13 protein-coding genes and 1 pseudogene are annotated in these 19,528 nt (G+C 74.9%); 3 read left to right on the top strand and 11 right to left on the bottom strand.

Annotation, left to right across the window (positions count from 1 at the left end; translation table 11 throughout):
• Nucleotides 1-29: 29 nt before the first annotated feature.
• The 6 genes and pseudogenes from holA to leuS all read right to left on the bottom strand — a co-directional run bounded on the left by holA (nt 30) and on the right by leuS (nt 8,638).
• Nucleotides 30-1,025, bottom strand: coding sequence for a DNA polymerase III subunit delta (holA, locus tag BUE29_RS10475; protein WP_073389822.1), 996 nt, complete (start codon nt 1,023-1,025; stop codon nt 30-32).
• 299 nt (nt 1,026-1,324) lie between these two features.
• Nucleotides 1,325-3,283: pseudogene (locus tag BUE29_RS10470) on the bottom strand (ComEC/Rec2 family competence protein); the annotation flags it as partial.
• Between the two features lie 200 nt (nt 3,284-3,483).
• The gene (locus tag BUE29_RS10465) at nt 3,484-4,338 is read right to left on the bottom strand and encodes a ComEA family DNA-binding protein (protein WP_200800148.1); all 855 of its coding nucleotides are present in this window, start codon (nt 4,336-4,338) and stop codon (nt 3,484-3,486) included.
• 157 nt (nt 4,339-4,495) lie between these two features.
• Complete coding sequence (locus tag BUE29_RS10460) at nt 4,496-4,828, bottom strand: hypothetical protein (protein WP_143168121.1); 333 nt, start codon at nt 4,826-4,828, stop codon at nt 4,496-4,498.
• Between the two features lie 46 nt (nt 4,829-4,874).
• Nucleotides 4,875-5,720 (bottom strand): DegV family protein, encoded by an 846-nt coding sequence (locus BUE29_RS10455; protein ID WP_073389814.1) that lies wholly within the window; start codon nt 5,718-5,720, stop codon nt 4,875-4,877.
• A gap of 14 nt (nt 5,721-5,734) precedes the next feature.
• Nucleotides 5,735-8,638 (bottom strand): leucine--tRNA ligase, encoded by a 2,904-nt coding sequence (gene leuS, locus BUE29_RS10450; protein ID WP_073389812.1) that lies wholly within the window; start codon nt 8,636-8,638, stop codon nt 5,735-5,737.
• A gap of 432 nt (nt 8,639-9,070) precedes the next feature.
• On the opposite strand from leuS, the gene BUE29_RS10445 reads away from it, so the two are divergent.
• Nucleotides 9,071-12,331 (top strand): tetratricopeptide repeat protein, encoded by a 3,261-nt coding sequence (locus BUE29_RS10445; protein ID WP_073389809.1) that lies wholly within the window; start codon nt 9,071-9,073, stop codon nt 12,329-12,331.
• Between the two features lie 23 nt (nt 12,332-12,354).
• Here the strand turns inward: BUE29_RS10445 and BUE29_RS10440 are convergent, their stop codons facing one another.
• Genes BUE29_RS10440 through nadD form a run of 3 tightly spaced genes read right to left on the bottom strand, consistent with a single transcriptional unit; the run spans nt 12,355 to nt 14,056 of the window.
• A complete protein-coding gene (locus BUE29_RS10440; protein ID WP_073389807.1) occupies nt 12,355-13,029 on the bottom strand; it encodes a histidine phosphatase family protein in 675 nt (224 codons plus the stop codon).
• Nucleotides 13,026-13,418, bottom strand: coding sequence for a ribosome silencing factor (gene rsfS, locus BUE29_RS10435; protein ID WP_073389804.1), 393 nt, complete (start codon nt 13,416-13,418; stop codon nt 13,026-13,028). Before rsfS ends, BUE29_RS10440 begins: the two co-directional genes overlap by 4 nt.
• A complete protein-coding gene (gene nadD / locus BUE29_RS10430) occupies nt 13,415-14,056 on the bottom strand; it encodes a nicotinate-nucleotide adenylyltransferase (RefSeq protein WP_073391044.1) in 642 nt (213 codons plus the stop codon). The genes rsfS and nadD overlap by 4 nt, the downstream gene beginning before the upstream one ends.
• Nucleotides 14,057-14,254: 198 nt before the next feature.
• Here nadD and BUE29_RS10425 point away from each other — a divergent pair, with 198 nt between their 5' ends.
• Complete coding sequence (locus BUE29_RS10425) at nt 14,255-15,505, top strand: HNH endonuclease signature motif containing protein (protein ID WP_073389801.1); 1,251 nt, start codon at nt 14,255-14,257, stop codon at nt 15,503-15,505.
• Nucleotides 15,506-15,646: 141 nt separating this feature from the next.
• On the opposite strand, the gene BUE29_RS10420 is transcribed toward BUE29_RS10425, so the two are convergent.
• Both BUE29_RS10420 and BUE29_RS10415 read right to left on the bottom strand, forming a co-directional pair.
• Complete coding sequence (locus BUE29_RS10420) at nt 15,647-16,438, bottom strand: siderophore-interacting protein (protein ID WP_073389798.1); 792 nt, start codon at nt 16,436-16,438, stop codon at nt 15,647-15,649.
• A gap of 45 nt (nt 16,439-16,483) precedes the next feature.
• The gene (locus BUE29_RS10415; RefSeq protein ID WP_073389795.1) at nt 16,484-17,938 is read right to left on the bottom strand and encodes a glutamate synthase subunit beta; all 1,455 of its coding nucleotides are present in this window, start codon (nt 17,936-17,938) and stop codon (nt 16,484-16,486) included.
• 197 nt (nt 17,939-18,135) lie between these two features.
• Between BUE29_RS10415 and BUE29_RS10410 the strand changes: the two genes are divergently transcribed.
• Nucleotides 18,136-19,506, top strand: a complete 1,371-nt coding sequence (locus BUE29_RS10410; RefSeq protein ID WP_234971416.1) for a cytochrome P450 — start codon at nt 18,136-18,138, stop codon at nt 19,504-19,506.
• Nucleotides 19,507-19,528 lie beyond the last annotated feature (22 nt).

The raw sequence follows: 19,528 nt of genomic DNA, 5'->3' as shown, positions 1-19,528 counted from the left end.
TCGGAACCGTGCCGGTCAGTGGCCAGCGGTCATCGGTCGGCGCGCGCCGCGCCGATCCGGCGCACGGCGTGCTCCAGCGCGTACGCGGGGTCGACCGCCTGCCCCTTCACGTCGGCGTTCAACGTGGCGACGACACCGAGGGCCTGCCGCAGCCCGGTCTCGGACCAGTCGCGGCCCTGGCTGCGCGCGCGCTTGACCTTCCACGGCGGCATGCCGAGGCGCTTGGCCAGGTCGTACTCGCTGCCGCGGCCCGCCGACCACACGCGCGCCACCGAGCGGACCCCGTCGGCCAGCGCGTCGGCGATGACCACGTACGGCACCCCGATCGCGAGCGCGTGCCGTAGCGCCTCCAACGCCGGCCCGCTGCGGCCGACGACCGCGAGGTCGGAGACGGCGAACCCGCTGACCTCGGCCTTGCCCTTGTGGAACCGGCGGACCAGGTCGAGGCCGACCTCTCCCCCGCCGGCGTCGCTGACGAGCTGACCGGCCACGCCGGCGAGCTCGCGCAGGTCGCTGCCCACGGCGTCCATCAACACGCTCAACGCCTCGCCCCCGATGCGGCCACCTGCCCGGCGTATCTCGTGGCGCACGAAGTCGGCACGGTCGTCGGCGCGGGTGAGCTTGGCGCAGCCGATCTCCAGGGCCTTGGCCTTGCGGGCGGTCTCGAGCAGCGCCTTGCCCTTGGCGCCGCCGGCGTGCTGCAGCACCACGATCGTGCCCTCGGCCGCCTGCTGGACGTAGGGCGTGAGCACGGCCGCGCCCGCTACCCGCACGTCCTGCGCCGCGCGCACGATCAGCAGCCGCGAGTCGCCGAACAGCGACGGACCCAGCAGCTCGTGCAGCTCGGAACCCTCGATCTCGCCGCCGGTGCGCTCGGTGACCACCGTGTCGGCATCGGCGCGGACCGCAGCGGCGGTGATCGCGCCGATGGCGCGGTCGACGAGGAGGTCCTCGTCGCCGACGAGCAGGAGTACCGGCGGCAGCGGCTCGGGCAGATCGTCGGTTCCGACCGGGCGTGCAGGCATGGCGCCATCCTCGCACCGGCCGCCGACGCCGTCAGGGGGCGGTCGGACGGCCTCGGCACCGCGCCGGCCGCCGTCCGCTCACTCGCCGCGATGCCGTGCACGACGGTGCTCACACCCCCGTCGGCCGACACCACGGCGACGTCGCCGTCGCGGTCGGTGCGCAGCAGCGGGACGCCGAGGCGGGCGAGCTCGCCCAGCAGCACCGGGCTGGGGTGGCCGTAGTCGTTGTGCAGGCCGACCGAGACGATCGCCACCCGCGCGTGTGCCGCGGCGAGGAAGGCCGGGTCGGAGTAGGCGCTGCCGTGGTGCGGCACCTTGAGCACGTCGGCGCGCAGGTCGACGCCGGAGCGCTCGAGCGTCCGCTGTGCCTCGATCTCGGCGTCGCCGGGCAGCAGGATGCGCACGCCCGCGACGGTCGCCCGCAGCACCAACGAGGAGTTGTTCGGGTCCGAGCGCGTGCCGTGATAGGCCGCGCGCGGGCCGAGCACCTCGATCGTCACGGCACCCACCCGCAACCGGGTGCCCGGCGCCGGCGTGCGCAGGATGCGGTGGCGCTGCTCGCTCGCCCGCAGCGCCAGCTGCAGGCCGGTGGCCGGATCGGGCAGCGGGCCGGTGAGCACCTGCCCGACCGGCCGCCCGCGCACCGCTCCGGCCAGGCCGCCCACGTGGTCGAGGTGCAGGTGGGTGAGGACGACGAGCGGCAGCGACGTCACCCCGAGCTCGTGCAGGCACCGGTCCACCGGCACCGGATCGGGGCCGGCGTCGACGAGCACGCCGGCGTGACCGCCCGCGTCGAGGACCAACGCGTCGCCCTGGCCGACGTCGCAGGCCGCGAACACCCACCCTGTGGGCGGCCAGCCCGACGTCAGCGCGCGCACCGGCAGCAACACCACGGCCACGGTGACCAGGGCCGCGGCCAGGGCGTAGCGGAACCCGGCGCGCAACGCGAGGACGCCCAGCACGGCCAGCACCCCGAGCAGCGCGAGCGCGCCGGTGCTGCCGCCGAGCCAGGGCAGCGTCGCGCCGGGCAGGCCGCCGAACAGGTCGGCGACCCCGGTGAGCCAGCGGCACGGCCAGCCCGCCAGCCAGGCGAACAGCTGGCCGGCCGCGAGCCAGCCCGGCGCGACCACGGCCGCGGCGAAACCGAGGACGGTCGTCACCGCCACCACGGGCTCGGCCAGCACGTTGGCGACCACCGCCACGACGCTGATGCGCCCGGACAGCCCGGCGACGACGGGTGCGGTGACCAGGTGGGCGGCCGCGGCCACCGCGACCGACTCGGCCAGCCCGGCGGGCACGCCCCGCGCCCGCAGCGCGCGGGCCCACCCCGGCGCCAGGACGAGCAGCCCCGCCGTGGCCAGCACCGACATCGCGAACGACGCGCTCGTGGCGAGCGTCGGATCCCACACGAGCAGGGCGAGCGCCACCGCCGCGAGCGCCGGCAGCGCGGCGCGGGGCCGCCCGGCGGCCAGCGAGACAAGCGCGATCGAGGCCATCGCGGCCGCCCGCAGGACGCTCGGCGACGGTCGCGCGACGACGACGAACGTCAGCAGCACCAGACCGCCGAGGACGGCGCACACCCACGGCCGCACCCGCAGCCGGCGCAGCACGAGCAGCACCGCGCCCACCACGATCGAGCAGTTGGTGCCGCTTACCGCGACCAGGTGGGTGAGACCGGCGGCCCGGAAGTGCTCGGCCAGCACCGGGTCGAGGTTCGCGGTGTCGCCGTCGACCAGCCCGGGCAGCAGGCCGCGTTCCTGGTCCGGCAGCACCACGACCGCCCGGCGCAGCGAGGCCCGCACCGTGCCCGCCGCGCGCTGCCACCACGGCGGCTGCCCGAGCAGCCGTGGCGGGTCGCGGCCGAACAGGGTCACCGACAGCACCCCGCCGTCGAGGTCGGGCTGCAGCGCCCCACGCAGCCGCACCCGCTGGCCGGGCAGCACGTCGCGCCAGTCGTCCGCGTCGCCCAGGACCAGCACGTCGCCGTCGACGACGGCCGGCGGCTGCCGCTCCGACACGCTGACCTCGAGCGCGGCGGTCTCGACCGCGACGCGCGGCGCACCGGCGGGGCCCTTGGCCGCCAGCACCCTGGGGTCGGCGGTCACCGACGCCTCGAGCACCACGGTGGCGTGCTGCCGGGCGAGCTGCTGCAGCGGCGCGGCCCGCGCGTGGGCCAGCCGGGCCGCGAGGGGAAGCAGCACCAGTGCCGTGCAGCAGCACGCGAGCGCGGCCGCCCGCAGCAGGCCGGCCGAACGCATTCCCGCCCCGGACGTCCGGCCGCGGGTCGCGACCAGCAGCAAGGCGGCCACGCCCGCGGTCAGCGCGGTGGTCACGAGTGCCGCCGCGGGGGTAGCGGAGTCCACCAGCAGGAAGGTGGCGAGCCACGCCGCCCCCGCACCCACCGCGAGCCGGGCGTCGAGCGGCTCGACCGCGCGGTCGCGATCCGCCCGAGGTGGTGTCACACCGTCACCAGCGGCTTGAGTCGCGTGAAGGTGACCGTGCCGATGCCCGACACGTCGTCGAGCTGGTCGACGCTTGCGAACGACCCGTGCTCGGTGCGGTAGTCCAGGATGCGCTGCCCCAGCGCGGGGCCGATGCCGGGCAAGGTCTCCAGCTGATCGAGGGTGGCGGTGTTGAGGTCGACGAGCCCGCCCGACGCGCCGCCGCCACTCGACGGCGAGGCACCGGCCGGGGACGGCCCGCCCGGAGCCGGGGCGGCCGCGCCGGGGCGGCCGACCGCGATCTGCTGCCCGTCGACCAGCCTGGCGGCCAGGTTCAGGCTGCTCAGGTCGACGCCGCGACGCGCGCCCCCGGCGGCCTTCAGCGCGTCGTCGACGCGGGCGCCGGCGGGCAAGCGGTACAGGCCTGGCCGGCGCACCTTGCCCGCGACATCGACCACCACGAGCGCCCCGCCGGCCGCGCCGGAGGAGCTCGACACCGCCCCGGAGGGGTGCACCCCGCTCGGCTGCACACCGCTCGGGATGGCTCCGCCGGCCGACGGCACGAGCGCGGACGCGCCCGGCACGGTCGGCTCCGGCTCGGCCACCGGCATGCTGCGCGGCCGGGAGGAGAGCACCCACAGCCCGGTGAGCACCGCCGCCACCACGACGACGACTCCGACGGCCACGACCGAGCGGCGCCCCGGGTCGATCCGCACCCCGAACCGGCTCGGCCGCGGCTCGCCCGGCGTGGCCCGACCCGACACGTCGTCGGTGCCGACGTCGCGCGGCCCGGCTTCGTCGCCGACCACGGCGCGCACCCGCGCGGCGACGCGTTCCGCCTCGCCCCGCAGCCCATGCCGTCCCTCTCGCACGCGCCGAACGCTAGGTCGCGCCACGACCGGTCGGCCGCCGCCGCGACCGGCTGTGGACGGCGTCGAGGGGTGTGTACGAGCGGAGCCGGAATCGTCGTCGCGGTGTGCTAGCGGGGCGGACCCCGACTCAGCCCGTCCGGGCCGGCACCCGGGCGGCTCAGTCGTTCAGCGACGACTCCTCGTACTCGCAGCCGTCGACCGCCTCGTCGCGGTCGAACGGACTCGGCCGCCCGCCGGCGCGGTCGACGAGGGCGCCGCAGTCGAGTCCGGCGGTGTGCGGGTCGTTCGAGCCGTAGGCCTGTTCGAGCACGCGTTCGCCGTAGCGGAACGACGGGTTGTGATCCTCGCTCGCGTTCGCGAACGGCCGCAGCACCAGGTAGGCGCAGCCCACCAGCACTGTCCCCAGCGCGAGGACACCGAGCGCGAGACCGATCAGGAACACCAGCAGTGGTTGCCACCAGCCGCGGCGCGGCGCTACCCGGTCGGTCACGCCCGGCACCGTAGCGAGCCGTGGCTGAAGGACCCCCGTCGGCGACTCAGCGACGCACCAGGACGGTCCCGAGCACCCCCGGCCCGAGATGCGCGCCGATCACCGCCCCCAGCTCGGCGACGTGGCACTCCCGCACGTCGGGGACGGACTCGCGCAGCTGGCCGGCGAGCGCCTCGGCCCGCTGCGCGGCCGCGAGGTGGTGCACCGCGAGGTCGACCGGTCCCCCCGCGGCGGCCCGCGTGGTGAGCTCGACCAGCCGCGCCACCGCCCGCGCCGACGTCCGGACCTTCTCCAGCGGGACGATCTGGCCCTCGACCATCTGCAGCAGCGGCTTCACCGACAGAGACGTCGCGAACAGCGCCGCGGCCGTGCCGACGCGGCCCCCGCGCCGCAGGTACTCCAGCGTGTCGACGTAGAACATCGTGCGGGTGGCGTCGACGGTCTCGATGGCTGCCCCCTGCACGGCGGCCGCGCTGCCACCGGCGGCGGCACACTCGGCCGCGGCGAGCACCGCGAAGCCGAGCCCCATCGCGGTCGCCCGCGAGTCGACGACGCGCACCATGCCGTGCGGGAAGTCCTGGGCGGCCAGCGTGGCCGACTCCCACGTGCCCGACAGCGCCGCCGACAGGTGCACCGAGACGACGTGCGTGGCCCCGGCGTCGAGCACGGCGCGGAACGCCGCGGCGAACTCGGCCGGCGCCGGCCGCGACGTGCGCACCGGGAACTTCTCGCGCAGCGCGCGGGTGACGTCGGCCGGGGTGGCGTCGACCCCGTCGTCGACCGCCGTCCGCTGCCCCAGCGTCACCCGAAGCGGGACGACGGTGACGCCGTGCCGTTCGATCAGCTCGGCGGGCAGGCAGGACGTCGAGTCGGTGACGACACCGACGCGCACCCCCGCCGCCCCGCTCACACCACGAAGTTGACGAGGCGGCCGGGGACGGCGATCACGCGACGGACCTCGCGCCCTTCGAGCTCGGCGGCGATCTTGCCGTCGGCGCGCGCGGCGGCCTCCATCGCGTCGGCGTCGGCGTCGGCCGGCACGGCCACCACCGCGCGGACCTTGCCCTTGATCTGCACCGGGATCTGCACCGTGTCGTCGACCAGCAGCGCCTCGTCGGCGACCGGGAACTGCGCCCACGCCAGCGACGACCCGTGCCCGAGCTTCGCCCACAGCTCCTCGGCGACGTGCGGCGCCAGCGGCGCCGTCATCAGCACCAGCGCCTCGGCCACCGCGCGCGGCGCGCCACCGTCGGGGTAGGCGACGGTGATCGCGTTGTTCAGCTCGGTGATACGCGCGATCGAGGTGTTGAAGCGCAGCGTCTCGTAACCCTCGCGGACGGCACGGATCGTCTTGTGCAGCAGCCGGTCCAGCTCGTCGGGCACCGCGACGTCGGCCACGTGCACCGCACCGGAGTCCTCGTCCACGACGACGCGCCACAACCGCTGCAGCAGCCGGAACGGCCCGACGATCGCCTTGGCGTCCCACGGCCGGGACTGCTCCAACGGGCCCGAGAACATCTCGAACAGCCGGAACGTGTCGGCGCCGTACTCCGCGACGAACTGGTCGGGGTTGACGACGTTCTTCAACGACTTGCCGATCTTGCCGAACTCCTGCCGCACCTCGACGCCGTCGTGGCGGAAGGCGCCGTCCTCCTCGACGACCTCGGCGGCGGGGACGTAGAAGCCGTCGGCGTTGGTGTACGCCGGCAGCTGCAGCATCCCCTGGTTCACCAGGCGGTGGAACGGCTCCGACGAGCTCAGGTGCCCCAGGTCGAAGAGCACCTTGTGCCAGAACCGGGCGTACAGCAGGTGCAGCACCGCGTGCTCCACGCCGCCGACGTACAGGTCGACGCCACCGAGCGGACGGTCGGCGTTGGGCCCCATCCAGTACCGCTCGATGGCGGGGTCGACGAGCCGCTCGGCGTTGGTCGGGTCCAGGTAGCGCAGCTCGTACCAGCACGAGCCGGCCCAGTTGGGCATCGTGTTGGTCTCGCGGCGGTACTTCTTCGGCCCGTCGCCGAGGTCCAGCTCGACCTCGACCCAGTCGGCCAGACGCCCCAGCGGCGGCTCGGGCGTCGACTCCACGTCGTCGGGGGCGAACGCCTTGGGTGAGAAGTCGTCGGTCTCGGGCAGCACGACCGGCAGCATCGAATCCGGGACGGCCACCGGCAGCCCGGTCTCGTCGTAGACGATCGGGAACGGCTCACCCCAGTAGCGCTGCCGGCTGAACAGCCAGTCCCGCAGCCGGTACGTGACCGCGCCGCGGCCGCGCCCCTCGGCCTCGAGCCACGCGATGGTCGTCGCCTTGGCCTCGGCGATGCCCAGGCCGTCCAGCGAGATCGAGTCGTTGGTGGAGTTGATGGCCGGCCCGTCGCCGGTGAAGGCCTTGCCGCCGGCCTCCTCGAAGCCGTCGCTCGGGCGCACCGTGCGCACGATCGGCAGCTCGTAGGCCTCGGCGAACTCCCAGTCGCGCTCGTCCTGACCCGGGACGGCCATGATCGCGCCGGTGCCGTAGCCCATCAGGACGTAGTCGGCGACGAAGACGGGGACCGTCCCGCCGGTGACGGGGTTGACCGCGAACGACCCGGTGAAGACGCCGGTCTTGGCCTTGTCGCCGGCCTGCCGGTCGAGCTCGGACCGGCGCGAGGCGGCGAGCCGGTAGGCGGCGACCGCCTCGGTCGGCGTCGCCGCGCCGCCGGTCCACGCATCGCGCGTGCCCTCGGGCCACGACTCGGTCGTCAGTGCGCCCACCATCGGGTGCTCGGGCGCCAGCACCATGTACGTCGTTCCGAACAGCGTGTCGGGGCGCGTCGTGAAGATCTCGATGTCCCCCGCGTGCGCGGTGGCGAACCGCACGTGCGCGCCGGTGGAGCGACCGATCCAGTTGCGCTGCATGGTGCGCACCTTCTCGGGCCAGTCGATGTGGTCGAGGTCGCGGACGAGCCGGTCGGCGTAGGCGGTGATGCGCATCATCCACTGCGGCAGCGGGCGACGGAAGACGGGGAAGTTCCCGCGCTCGGAGCGGCCGTCGGCGGTGACCTCCTCGTTGGACAGCACGGTGCCGAGCCCCGGTGCCCAGTTGACCATCGACTCGGTGCGGTAGGCCAACCGGTGGTTGTCGACGACCTCGCGTCGCTCGAGCGTGGACAGCTCGGCCCAGTCGCGCCCGAAGGGGTTCGTCCCCTCGTTCGGACGGCGCTCGCCGGCGTCGAGCTCGGCGATCAGGTCGGCGACGGGCCGCGCCTTGTCCTGGTCGACGTCGTACCAGGCGTTGAAGATCTGCAGGAAGATCCACTGCGTCCAGCGGTAGTAGTCGGGGTCGATCGTCGCGAACCGGCGCCGCTCGTCGTGCCCCAGGCCCAGCCGGCGCAGCTGCCGCAGGTAGGTGCGCATGTTGGCCTCGGTCGTGACGCGGGGGTGCTGTCCGGTCTCGACCGCGAACTGCTCGGCGGGCAGGCCGAAGGCGTCGAAGCCCATGGTGTGCAGGACGTTGTCGCCGCGCATGCGGCGGTACCGCGAGTAGACGTCGGTGCCGATGAAGCCGAGTGGGTGGCCGACGTGCAGTCCCGCACCAGAGGGGTAGGGGAACATGTCCATCACGAAGGCCTGCGGCCGGATGGCCACACGGTCGAAGCCCTCGGCGAGCGGCCCGGTCGGGTTCGGGGCGTCGAACGTGCCCTCGTCGGCCCACCGCTGCTGCCACGCGACCTCGATGTCGTTGGCGCGGGCGCCGGTGTAGCGGTGCGGCGGGACGTCGGACTGCTGCGCCCCGGTGCGGGGTGTGTCGCCGTGGTCTGCGGCGGTGGTCATCGTGCGCTCCTTCGGTACGAGGGGGTCGGCGGCCCGGACAGCACAAGAGCCCCTGCCCGCCATGGGCAGAGGCTCGCCGCGCCGCGGATCGGACGATCCGTCAGCGCGGCCCGGTAAGGAGCAGCTGACCCCTACTCATGCAGCGAGCCTACCGCGCGGCCCTCGGCCGTCCCGCGCGATGCCCGGGTGAGAGCCGTCCGCATCGCCGCGGTGGTGGTGCGCGCCCCGCGCCCGCCGTCCGTCGCCGCCGGGCGCGGGGGCACCTGGTGGAGAGACTAGGACCGCGACGGGGTCCGTCCCGCAGCGGCACGCTGTGTCGTCGGTCACCAACGCGTTAGGTGGCCGGACGAACCTGGACCAATACGGGGCAGCCCGACGCATCGGTGTCCGCGATGCACAGCGCGGCCGCGTCGGTCCTGCCACAATTCGCGGGTGGGCCTCCCGGGCGGGACACAGCTGCGCCGGCCGCGCGTGTCGCGGTTGCTGGACGCGCTGGCCGACCGCAGGCTCGTGGCCGTCGTCGCCGACGCGGGGTCCGGCAAGACCGTCGCGGTTCGCGACTGGTTGGCCGAGACGGGTCGGCCCGTCGGCTGGCTGACCCTCACCGCCGAGCACGCCGAGCCGACGCGGCTGCTGGCCGACCTGGTGGCGGTCACGGCGGCGCACTGTCCCGGCCTCGCCGACGGGCTGGCCCCCGAGCTGGCGGCACGGGCGGCCACCGACCGCGCGGCGGCGCTGCCACCGGCCGTCACCCGGGCCGCCGATCCCGGCACGCCGGCCGCCGCCCTCGCCGAGGCGCTCGCCGCGGCGTGGGGCGAGACGCTCGCGACGCCCTTCCGGCTCGTGCTCGACGATCTGCACGCCGTCGCCGGCACGGCCGGCACGACCTTCCTGGCCGACCTCGTCCGCCTCTACCCGCGGGCGGTGCAGCTGACCGTGATCGACCGCACCCCGCCGCCCTTCGGTGTGGAGCGACTGCGCGCGTCGGGCGAGTACGGCGAGCTCGGCCAGCGTGCCCTGCTCTTCGACCCCGCCGAGACTGTCGCGCTGTTCGCGGCGTTCGACGTGCCGATCGACGAGCCCGCGGCCGCCACGGTGACGGCGGCGTGCGCCGGATGGGCGACCGCCGTCCGTCTCGCGGTCGAGTCGGCGCTGAGCGTCGGCACCGACCGGTTGCGCGAGTACGTCGCGTCCCCCGCCGCGGCGGCGGAGCGCCTCACGGCGGCGGTGCTGACGCCGTTGCCGGCCGGGGTGCGCCGGGTGCTGCGGGCGATGGCCGTGCTCGGCGGCGTCCCCCGGGAGGTCGTGGCCGACGAGGCCGGCGAGCTGCGCGACCTGGACGCGCTCGCCGAGCGTGGCCTGCTCGTCACCGCCGTGGACCGGGTCCTCTCGCTCACCGTGCTCGCGCGCTACGCCCTCGACCTGGCCGATCCCGTCGACGAGGTGCAGCGTGCCGACGTGCTGCGGTCCGCGGTCGACGCGGCACGCGCCGTCGGGCTCGCCGACCCCGCGGTGCGGTGGGCGGTCCGCCTCGGCGACGTGGACGTGGTCGCCGACGTGGTGGGCCGGTTCGGCACGCAGCTGCTCGATCGCGGGGTGACCGTCCCGCTGGTCGAGGCGGCCGACCTGCTCGCCGACGCCGCCACCCGCGACGAACGCCTCGACGCGCTGTTCGCGCAGCTGTTCGCGCGACGCGGCGCCGTGCACCGCGCCCTGGACCACCTCGACCGGCTCGATCCGGACGCTGCCCTGCCGAGCCCGGTCGCGTGGCGGGTGGCCGGCGCGCTGTACCTGCAGGGCGAGTCCGCGCACGCGGCGGCCGTGCTCGCCCGCGGCGCGCCGGACGGTGCCGCCGCCGACCAGGCCCTCGTCGCCGCCACCCGCGCCACGCTCGCGTGGGGTCGGGGGGACGGCGCGGCCGGGCAGCGGCACGCGGACGAGGCCCTGCGTCTCGCCGAACGGTCGGGTGACGACACCGCCCTCGCCGGGGCGTGGGTCGCCCAGGCGCTGGTGGCGGTCCTCACCGGCGACATGGACCGCAACCGGCGGGCCTACGAGACCGGGTTGCGGCACGCGCAGGCCGCCGGCGACGTGGTCAGCGAGGTCCGCATCCGCTGCAATGTCGGTTCCCAGCACAACGAGACCGGCCGCTACCGGGAGGCGCTCGTGACGCTCGCCGACGCGGTCCGGCTCGGCGAGGCCACCGGCCAGCGCACGCTCGTCGCGCTCTCGCGCTGCAACCAGGGCGACGCGCGACTCGGCCTGGGTCAGCTCGAGGAGGCGCTGCAGGCCTACGACGACGCGCTGGCCGTTTGGACCGACGTCGACTCGCCGATGGCCGCGCACGCGCACCAGGGGCGCGGCGACTGCCTGGCACGGCGCGGCGACACCGCCCGCGCGGCGGCGGCCTACCGGCGGGCCGTCGCCGTCGGCGAGGCGCACCAGGACGCGCAGGTGCTGGTGCCGGCGCTGGCCGGGCTCGCGCGCGTCGAGCTCGCCGAGGACCCGGCCGTGGCGGCCGACCTCGCCCGGCGGGCGGTCGCCCTGCCCGCCGCCGTGGGCTCGCTGCCGGCCCAGCTCGCCGCGGGCTGGGTCGCCCTGTGCACCGGGGACCGGACCGGCGCCGCGCAGTGGGCCCGGCGCGCGGTCACCGACGCCGGTCGCCGCAACGCCCCGGCCGCGCTCGCCCAGGCGCTGCTGCTCGCAGTGCTCGCCGACCCGCGTGCCCGGGCCGGCGACGGCCGGCTCACCGAGGCCGCCGACCTGCTGCGTGAGCTGGACGACCCGATCGGGTGCTGCGAGATCGCCCTGGCCGAGGCACGCCTCGCCGCCGACGACCGGTCGGCGGCCGCGGCACGGGCCCGGTTGCGCGGCCTCGGGGTCCGCGACAGCGCGGCCCGGACGGCAGGACCGCTGGCGGTGCTGGCCGACGAGCGCGCCGCCGCCGTCGTCGTCCGCACGCTCGGCTCGTTCGTCGTCCTCCGCGCGGGGACGGCCGTCCCGGCGTCGGCGTGGCAGTCGCGCAAGGCCCGCGATCTCGTGAAGATCCTGGCCGCCCGGCGAGGCCGGGCGATCAGCCGCGAGGCCCTCGCCGAGTGGCTGTGGCCGGGCAGCGACGGGACGGGCAACCGCCTCTCGGTCGCGCTGTCGACGGCGCGGACCGTCCTGGACCCCGAGAAGACGTTCCCGCCCGAGCGCTACCTCGTCGCCGACCGCGGCTCGGTCCGGCTCGACCTGACCACCGTCGACCTCGACACCGAGGACTTCGCACGCCGCGCGGAGGTCGCGCTGGCCGCGGCCGACACCGGTCGTGCCGACGCCGTCGCGCTGCTCGAGGCGGCGGTCGCCGCCTACCCCGGCGACTTCTGCGAGGAGGACCCGTACGAGGGCTGGGCGGCCCAGCCCCGCGACGAGCTGCGGGCCCGCCAGCACCGGGTGCTGCGGACGCTGGCCGAGCTGCTCGCGACCTCGCCGCGACCGGACGCCGCCGTCCCGTGGCTCATCACGCTGCTCGGCACCGACCCCTACGACGAGCCGACGCACCTGAGCCTCGTGCGCACCCTCGTGCGGTGCGGACGTCACGGCGAGGCGCGCCGCGCCTACCGCGGTTACACCGAACGGATGGCCGAGATCGAGGTGGAGCCGGCCGCGTTCCCGCAGCCGCGTCCGCGCGACGGCGCCGGGCGACCCTGACGGCCCGCGTCGCCCGGGACCGCTCAGGCGTCGGCGTCGGTGGTGCCGTCGGCGCTCACCGGGTGCGTCGGCAGCGGGACGACCGCCCCGGGCGCGCCGAGGTTGTGCCCGCGTACCCGCCACCGCGGCGGCCGCCCCGCGGGCACCGGCTCGGCGACCAGCTCGGTCCAGTGACAGTTGGCCAGCGGCGCGAGCGGATGCGTGCGCTGCGCGATGCCCAGCAGCGCGTTGGCGGTCGACATCGCCGTCGCCCCGTGGGTCACCACGACGGTGAGGGGCACCTCGGGCAGCTCGGCGAGCGCGGCCAGCGATCGGTGCGCAACCTCGTCGCGGGTCTCGCCGCCGCGCCGCTCGACGTCCTGACCGGCGGCCCACTCGCCGTACTCCTCGGGGTAGGCGGCGGCGACCTCGTCGAGGGTGTGCCCCTCCCAGTGCCCCAGGCCGCGCTCGCGGAAGCGGACGTCGGTCGTGAACGGCAACCCGGCGACGTCGGCGACGATGCCGGCGGTCTGCACGGCGCGCGACAGGGTCGAGCTCACCATGAGGTCGGGTCGCATGGCGGCGACGAGCGCACCGACCTCGTAGGCCTGCGCGCGTCCCACCTCGTCCAGCGGCGGGTCGAGGTGCCCCTGGAAGCGCCGTTCGGCGTTCCACGCGGTCCGGCCGTGACGCAGCAGGACGAGCCGGCGACCCGTCACTCGCCGCGCTCGGCGGCGTGGGCGGCCGCGGCGGCGTCGGTGAACTCGAGGAACGGACAGTCCTTCCAGAGCCGCTCGAGCTGGTAGAAGGCGCGCTCCTCGCCGTGCTGCACGTGCACGACGATGTCGCCGTAGTCGATGAGGACCCAGCGGCCGTCGCGCTGTCCCTCGCGGCGGATCGGCTTGTGACCACCGTGGCGCAATCGCTCCTCGACGGCGTCGACGATGGCCTCGACCTGCCGCTCGTTGCCGCCGGTCGCGATCACGAAGACGTCGGTGATGGCGAGCCGCTCGCTGACGTCGATGAGCACGATGTCGGTGGCGAGCTTGTCGGCCGCGGCCTGGGCGGCGTCGCGGGAGAGCGCGATGGCCTCGTCGGTGGCAGTCATGAGGATGTCGAGGATACCGGGCGGTACAGGTGGTGCTTGTTGATGTACTGCACGACGCCGTCGGGCACGAGGTACCACACGGGCCGGCCGTCGGCGACGCGTTCGCGACAGGCGCTGGACGAGATCGCCATGGCCGGGACGTCGAGCAGCGTCACCGTGTCGTCGGGCAGGTGGGAGTTCGTCAGCTCGTAGCCGGGCCGGGTCACGCCGACGAAGTGCGCGAGCTCCAGGACGCTCGCGGCGTCCTTCCACGACAGGATCTGCGACAGCGCGTCGGCCCCGGTGATGAAGAACAGCTCCGCGCCCGGACGCTGGGCGGCGACGTCGCGGATCGTGTCGACGGAGTAGGTCGGCCCGCTGCGGTCGATGTCGACCCGGCTGACCCAGAAACGCGGGTTGGACGCGGTGGCGATGACGGCCATCAGGTAGCGGTGCTCGGCGGGGCTGACCTGCCGGGCGGCCTTCTGCCACGGCTCGCCGGTCGGGACGAAGACGACCTCGTCCAGGTCGTAGAGGGACGCCACCTCGCTGGCCGCGACGAGGTGGCCGTGGTGGATCGGGTCGAAGGTGCCGCCCATGATCCCGAGTCGTTCCCGCCGCTCGGGGCGCGCCGGGGACGGTGACGCCGCCGTGGTCATGACCGGCATCCTACGAACACCGGCGGCCGTCGGCGGCTGGTGTCGTGACCCGGAGCGGGTGCGCCGCCTCGCGTCGCCGAGCCTCGGGCGCCTGCGCCGGCTTCGCCCCGGGCGCGAGGGCAGGGCTCCGAGCGACAGTTGTCCACAGGCTGCGTTCGACGATTGTCGGGTGTCGGTCCCGACAGTAGAATCGAACACGTGAGCAGCGTTGTCGACGACCTGGTGCCGGTCGATGTGGCGCGCTGCGACGACGACGTCCTGCTCGCGTCGTGGCGGGAGCTGGAGCGCACGCGCAACCGGCTCGCCGCCGTGGAGCACCGATTGATCGCCGAGGCCGAGCGGCGGGGGTTGCCGTTCACCCACGGGGCGCGGAACACGGCGGGGTTCGTGCGGGCGTTGCTGCGAGTCCATCCACGGGAGGCGGTGGGCCGGGTACGCGCCGCCGATGCGGCGGCGGGTCGGACGACGCTGACCGGCGAGGTGGTACCGGCGCCGTTCCCGGCCGTGGCGGCGGCGCAGGCCGCGGGCACGATCTCACCCCGCCATGCGCAGGTGATCGTCGCCGCGGTGGAACGGCTGCCCGACGTGCTGCGGGTCGAGCACGGCGCCCGCGTCGAGGCCGACCTCGTCCACTACGCCGAGCAGTTCGACCCGCACCAGTTGGGGACGCTGGCGTTGCGGGTGACGACGCTGATGGATCAGGACGGCACGCTGGCCGACGTCGAGCACCGCGACCGGCACCGGGACCTGACCATCCGGCAACGCCCCGACGGGTCCGCGGCGATCAGCGGGGAGGCGACCGCCGAGCTCGCCGAACGGCTGCTGACCGTGCTGGACGCGCTGGCCGCGCCGAAACCCGCCGAAGGCGGGGTGCGGGATCCGCGTACCGCGGGGCAGCGCCGCCACGACGGACTGATGGACGCGCTCGACCTCGTCCAACGCGCCGAACTAGTCCCGTCGGTGGCCGGGATCAGCACCACCGTCCTGCTCACCACCACCGCGGCCAACTGGTCCAGCGGTGACGGTGTCGCGACCACCGGGCACGGCGCGATCCTGCCCACCCGTGAGGCGGTCCGCCTCGCCGGCGGCGACACCCGCACCATGACCATCACCCTCGATCGACACGGCGGCGTGGTCGGTCACACCGACGCGCGCAGACTGTTCACCGAGACCCAGCGGCTCGCCATGATCGCCCGCGACGGCGGCTGCACCTTCCCCGGCTGCGACGTCCCCCCGGCCTGGACCCAAGCCCACCACGTGATCGACCACGCCCGAGGCGGCCCGACGACCATCGCCAACGGCACCCTCGTCTGCGGCCACCACCACCGACAACACCAACGACAAGGCTGGCAATCCGTCATGAGCGACGGCCGCCCCGCCTGGCTCCCCCCACCCTGGCTCGACCCCCACCGACGCCCCCGCAGCAACCCCCGCACCCGCCCCGGCTGACGATCCGAGCGCGGGGGCGGATCGCCGGGGCCGCGACGGCTGCGGCGTGACCGTCGCCGTGGGGTGGCTCGTCAGGTCGGTTGACCCGCTGACTCGCCGGGGTCGGCGCCACGGAAGACGGTTCGTCCGAAGCCCTCGTTGCTAGGACGCCACCGCGCGCTCGGCGTCCTCGAGCTCCTGGTTCCACTCGCGCTTGACCGCCCGCCAGCCCTCGTCGTCGACGCCGAGGCGCCAGTAGCCGCTGATGGACAGCTGCGACATCGGCACGCCGAGCTCGAGACGCAGGTACCGGCGCAGCGCCTTGACCACGCCGGCCTCGCCGTGCACGAACCACTGCCCCTCCCCCGCGGGCGGCTCCCACTCGGTGACGGCCTCGACCAGCCGGCTGCCGACCGCGCCCGTACCGCGGTGCAGCCAGCTGACCGTCGTGCCGGCGCCGGTGGCCAGCTCGATCTCGTCACCCGGGCCGTGGACCTCGACGAACGCGTGCGCGACGGCGCCCTCGGGCAGCCGCTCGAGCGCGGCCGCGATCGCGGGCAGGGCGCTCTCGTCGCCGGCGAGCAGGTGCCAGTCGGCCTCGGCCGAGGGCGAGTAGCCGCCCCCGGGGCCGAGCAGCCGCACCTCGTCACCGACCTGCGCCGCGGCGGCCCACGGGCCGGCGAGCCCGCTGTCGCCGTGGACGACGAAGTCCAGCGTCAGCTCGCGCGCCGCCGGGTCGAACGTGCGGACGGTGTAGGTGCGCATGCGGGGCCGACCGGCACCGTCAGCGTTCTCGGTGCCGCCGTCGAAGCAGACCTTGACGTAGGAGTCGGCGTGGATCGGGTCGAAGTCGGCCAGCGAGTCGCCGCCGACGACGAGCCGGACGAGCGACTCGCTGAGCCGTTGCGTGCGCAGCACGGTGACGGTCTTGGGCGTGGGACGCCGATCGGACATCGTCCACCTCCGAAAGTTAGGGTTGCCTAACTACACGGTAGCGGGTCAGATGCGCAGCGCCACCGCGGTCGGCTCGACCGGGGCGGGCAGCGCGGTCTGGCCGACCAGGAACTCGTCGACGTGCGCCGCGGCGGCGCGCCCCTCCGCGATCGCCCAGACGATGAGCGACTGGCCGCGACCCATGTCGCCGGCGACGAACACGCCGGGGACCGTGGTCTCGTAGTTGGCCGCGCGGGCGACGTTGCCCCGCTGGTCGAACTCGACGCCGAGCTCGGCGAGCAGGCCCTCGCGCTGCGCGCCGGTGAAGCCCATCGCCAGGAACACCAGGTCGGCGTCGAGCTCGAACTCGGTGTCCGGCACGGGCACGAACTTCCCGTCCGCGAACTCGACCTCGTAGGCCGCGAGCGCGGTGACGTGGCCGTCGGCCCCGCGGAACTTGTCGGTGTTCACGGCGAAGACGCGCTCGCCACCCTCCTCGTGCGCCGAGCTCACGCGGAACATCAGCGGGTAGGTCGGCCACGGCGTCGAGGTGGCCCGCTCCTCGGGCGGCCGCGCCATGATCTCGAACTGGTGGACGGTCTCGGCGCCCTGCCGGTGCGCGGTGCCCAGGCAGTCGGCGCCGGTGTCGCCGCCGCCGATGATGACGACGCGCTTGCCCTTGGCGTCGATCGGACTCTGCTCCAGATCACCCTGCTGCACCCGGTTGGCCCAGGGCAGGTACTCCATCGCCTGGTGGATGCCCGCGAACTCGCGGCCCTCGATCGGGAGGTCGCGGGCGACGGTGGCGCCGCCGGCGAGCACGACGGCGTCGAAGTCCGCCCGCAGCTGCTCGACCGTGACGTCGACGCCGACGTCCACCCCGGCCCGGAAGGTGGTGCCCTCGGCCTTCATCTGCTCGAGGCGGCGATCGATGTGGCGTTTCTCCATCTTGAACTCGGGGATGCCGTAGCGCAGCAGGCCGCCGATGCGGTCGTCGCGCTCGAACACGGTGACGGCGTGCCCGGCGCGGGTCAGCTGCTGGGCGGCGGCCAGGCCGGCGGGGCCGGAGCCGACGACCGCGACCTTCTGCCCGGTGTGCGCGTGCGGCCGCATCGGCTGCACCCAGCCCTGCGCGAAGGCGTGGTCGACGATCTGGACCTCGACCTGCTTGATGGTGACCGGGTCCTGACTGATGCCGAGCACGCACGCGGCCTCGCAGGGGGCGGGGCACAGCCGCCCGGTGAACTCCGGGAAGTTGTTGGTGGCGTGCAGCCGCTCGATCGCCTTGCGCCAGTCGTCCTTGTAGACGAGGTGGTTCCACTCGGGGATGAGGTTGCCGAGCGGGCAGCCGCCGTGGCAGAAGGCGATCCCGCAGTCCATGCAGCGGCTGGCCTGGTCCTGGAGGGTGCTCTCGGGGAACTCCTCGTAGACCTCGCGCCAGTCCTTGATCCGGACGCTGACCGGCCGCCGCTTCGGCAGCTCGCGCGTCCTGTGCTTGAGGAAGCCCTGCGGGTCACCCACGAGCAACCGCCCTTCGTGTCGAACGTGCGTCTCGAAAGACCAGGCTCGACCGCGCCGTCGACCCGAACCACGACATCCTAGAGGGGCGACGCGCGGTGCCGCGCACGTCACTGCGGACGGGGTCTCGCTTCCCTACGATGACGGGCAATCACGGCGGCCCCGTGCCGCCGACTGCCGAGGGTCCGGGGGGACGAGACGTGGCGCAGCCGAGCGGAATCCGGACGCGTCACCCCCGCCCGGTCGCGGTGTTCGCGGCGCGGACGGCGAGCCGGGCCCGCCGCTCCCTCGTCGGGCTGCTCATGCGGCTGCCCGGCGACTCCCAGGCGACGGACCCGGGCGCGCTCCTGCGCCGCTTCCCGGAGGCCTCGCTGCTCCCGCTGCGGCGCCACGGCCTGGACCCCGTGCCCGAACTGGCCGAGCGGCGGGCGGCCGCCCCCGTCAGCCGGCTGCGGATGCCGCTGGGCCTGCGCGGTTGGCTCGTGACCGGTCATCCCGAGACGCGCGAGGTGCTGGCCGCGCCCGCCCAGCGGTTCAGCAACGACTTCGGTCACATGGTCGGCAAGGTCGGCATCGCCGCCGAGGACGACCCGGGTGGTCTCGGCTTCGCCGACCCGCCCGGCCACACCCGGCTGCGCCGGATGCTGCAACCGCACTTCACCGCCCGCGCGCTCACCCAGCAGGAGCCGCGCGTGCGTCGCGCCGTCGACGACGCGATCGCGGCCGTCGCAGCGGCGGGCGCCGGCGGCGCGGTCGTCGACCTGCAGCAGCTGTTCGCGCTGCAGATCCCGTCCCGCGTCATCATGGAGCTGCTCGGCATCGACGACACCGACCGCGAGGAGTTCCACCGGTTGAGCTCGGTGCGCTTCGACTTCGCCGACGGCGCCACCTCGTCGTTCGACGCCATCGCGCAGTCCATCTCGCTGCTGCGGACCGTCGTGGCCAAGCAGCGGGTCGAACCCGGCCCCGGACTGATTGGCGCGATCCTGCGCGAATTCGGTGACGACGTCGACGACGTCGAGCTGGCCGGGCTCGCCGACGGCGTGCTCGTCGGCGGGCTCGAGACGACCGTGAGCATGCTCGCACTCGGTGCCGTCGTGCTGCTGCGCGACCGGACCGCCTGGGACTGCCTGCGCGAGCGCGACGACCACGTCGGCACCACCGTGGAGGAGCTGCTGCGCTACCTGTCCGTGGTGCAGGTCGGCTTCCCCCGCTTCGCCGCCGCCGACGCCGCCGTCGGGGACACGTTCATGCTCGCCGGCGACGCCGTCTTCCCGTCGCTCGTAGCCGCGAACCGCGACCCGCGGCTCACTACCGCCGACGGCGCCACGACCGTCGCCGATCTCGAGACCTTCGACCACACCCGTCCCCCGACGGCACACGTCGCGTTCGGCCACGGCCTGCACCGCTGCGTCGGCGCCGAGCTCGCCCGTCTCGAACTGCGCATCGCGTACCCGGCGCTGATCCGTGCGTTCCCGGACATGCGGTTGGCCGTGCCGGCCGAGGAGCTGCGCTACCGGCAGGTGTCGATCGTCCACGGCCTCGAGTCGCTGCCCGTCGTCCTCGGCTGACCGCGCCGGGGCCGAGTCGGCG

Origin of the sequence: Jatrophihabitans endophyticus (assembly GCF_900129455.1) — a bacterium.
GTDB classification, from domain to species: Bacteria; Actinomycetota; Actinomycetes; order Mycobacteriales; family Jatrophihabitantaceae; genus Jatrophihabitans; species Jatrophihabitans endophyticus.
The sequence above is the reverse complement of the archived record's forward strand: the minus strand, read 5'-3'. Positions and strand labels throughout refer to the sequence as shown.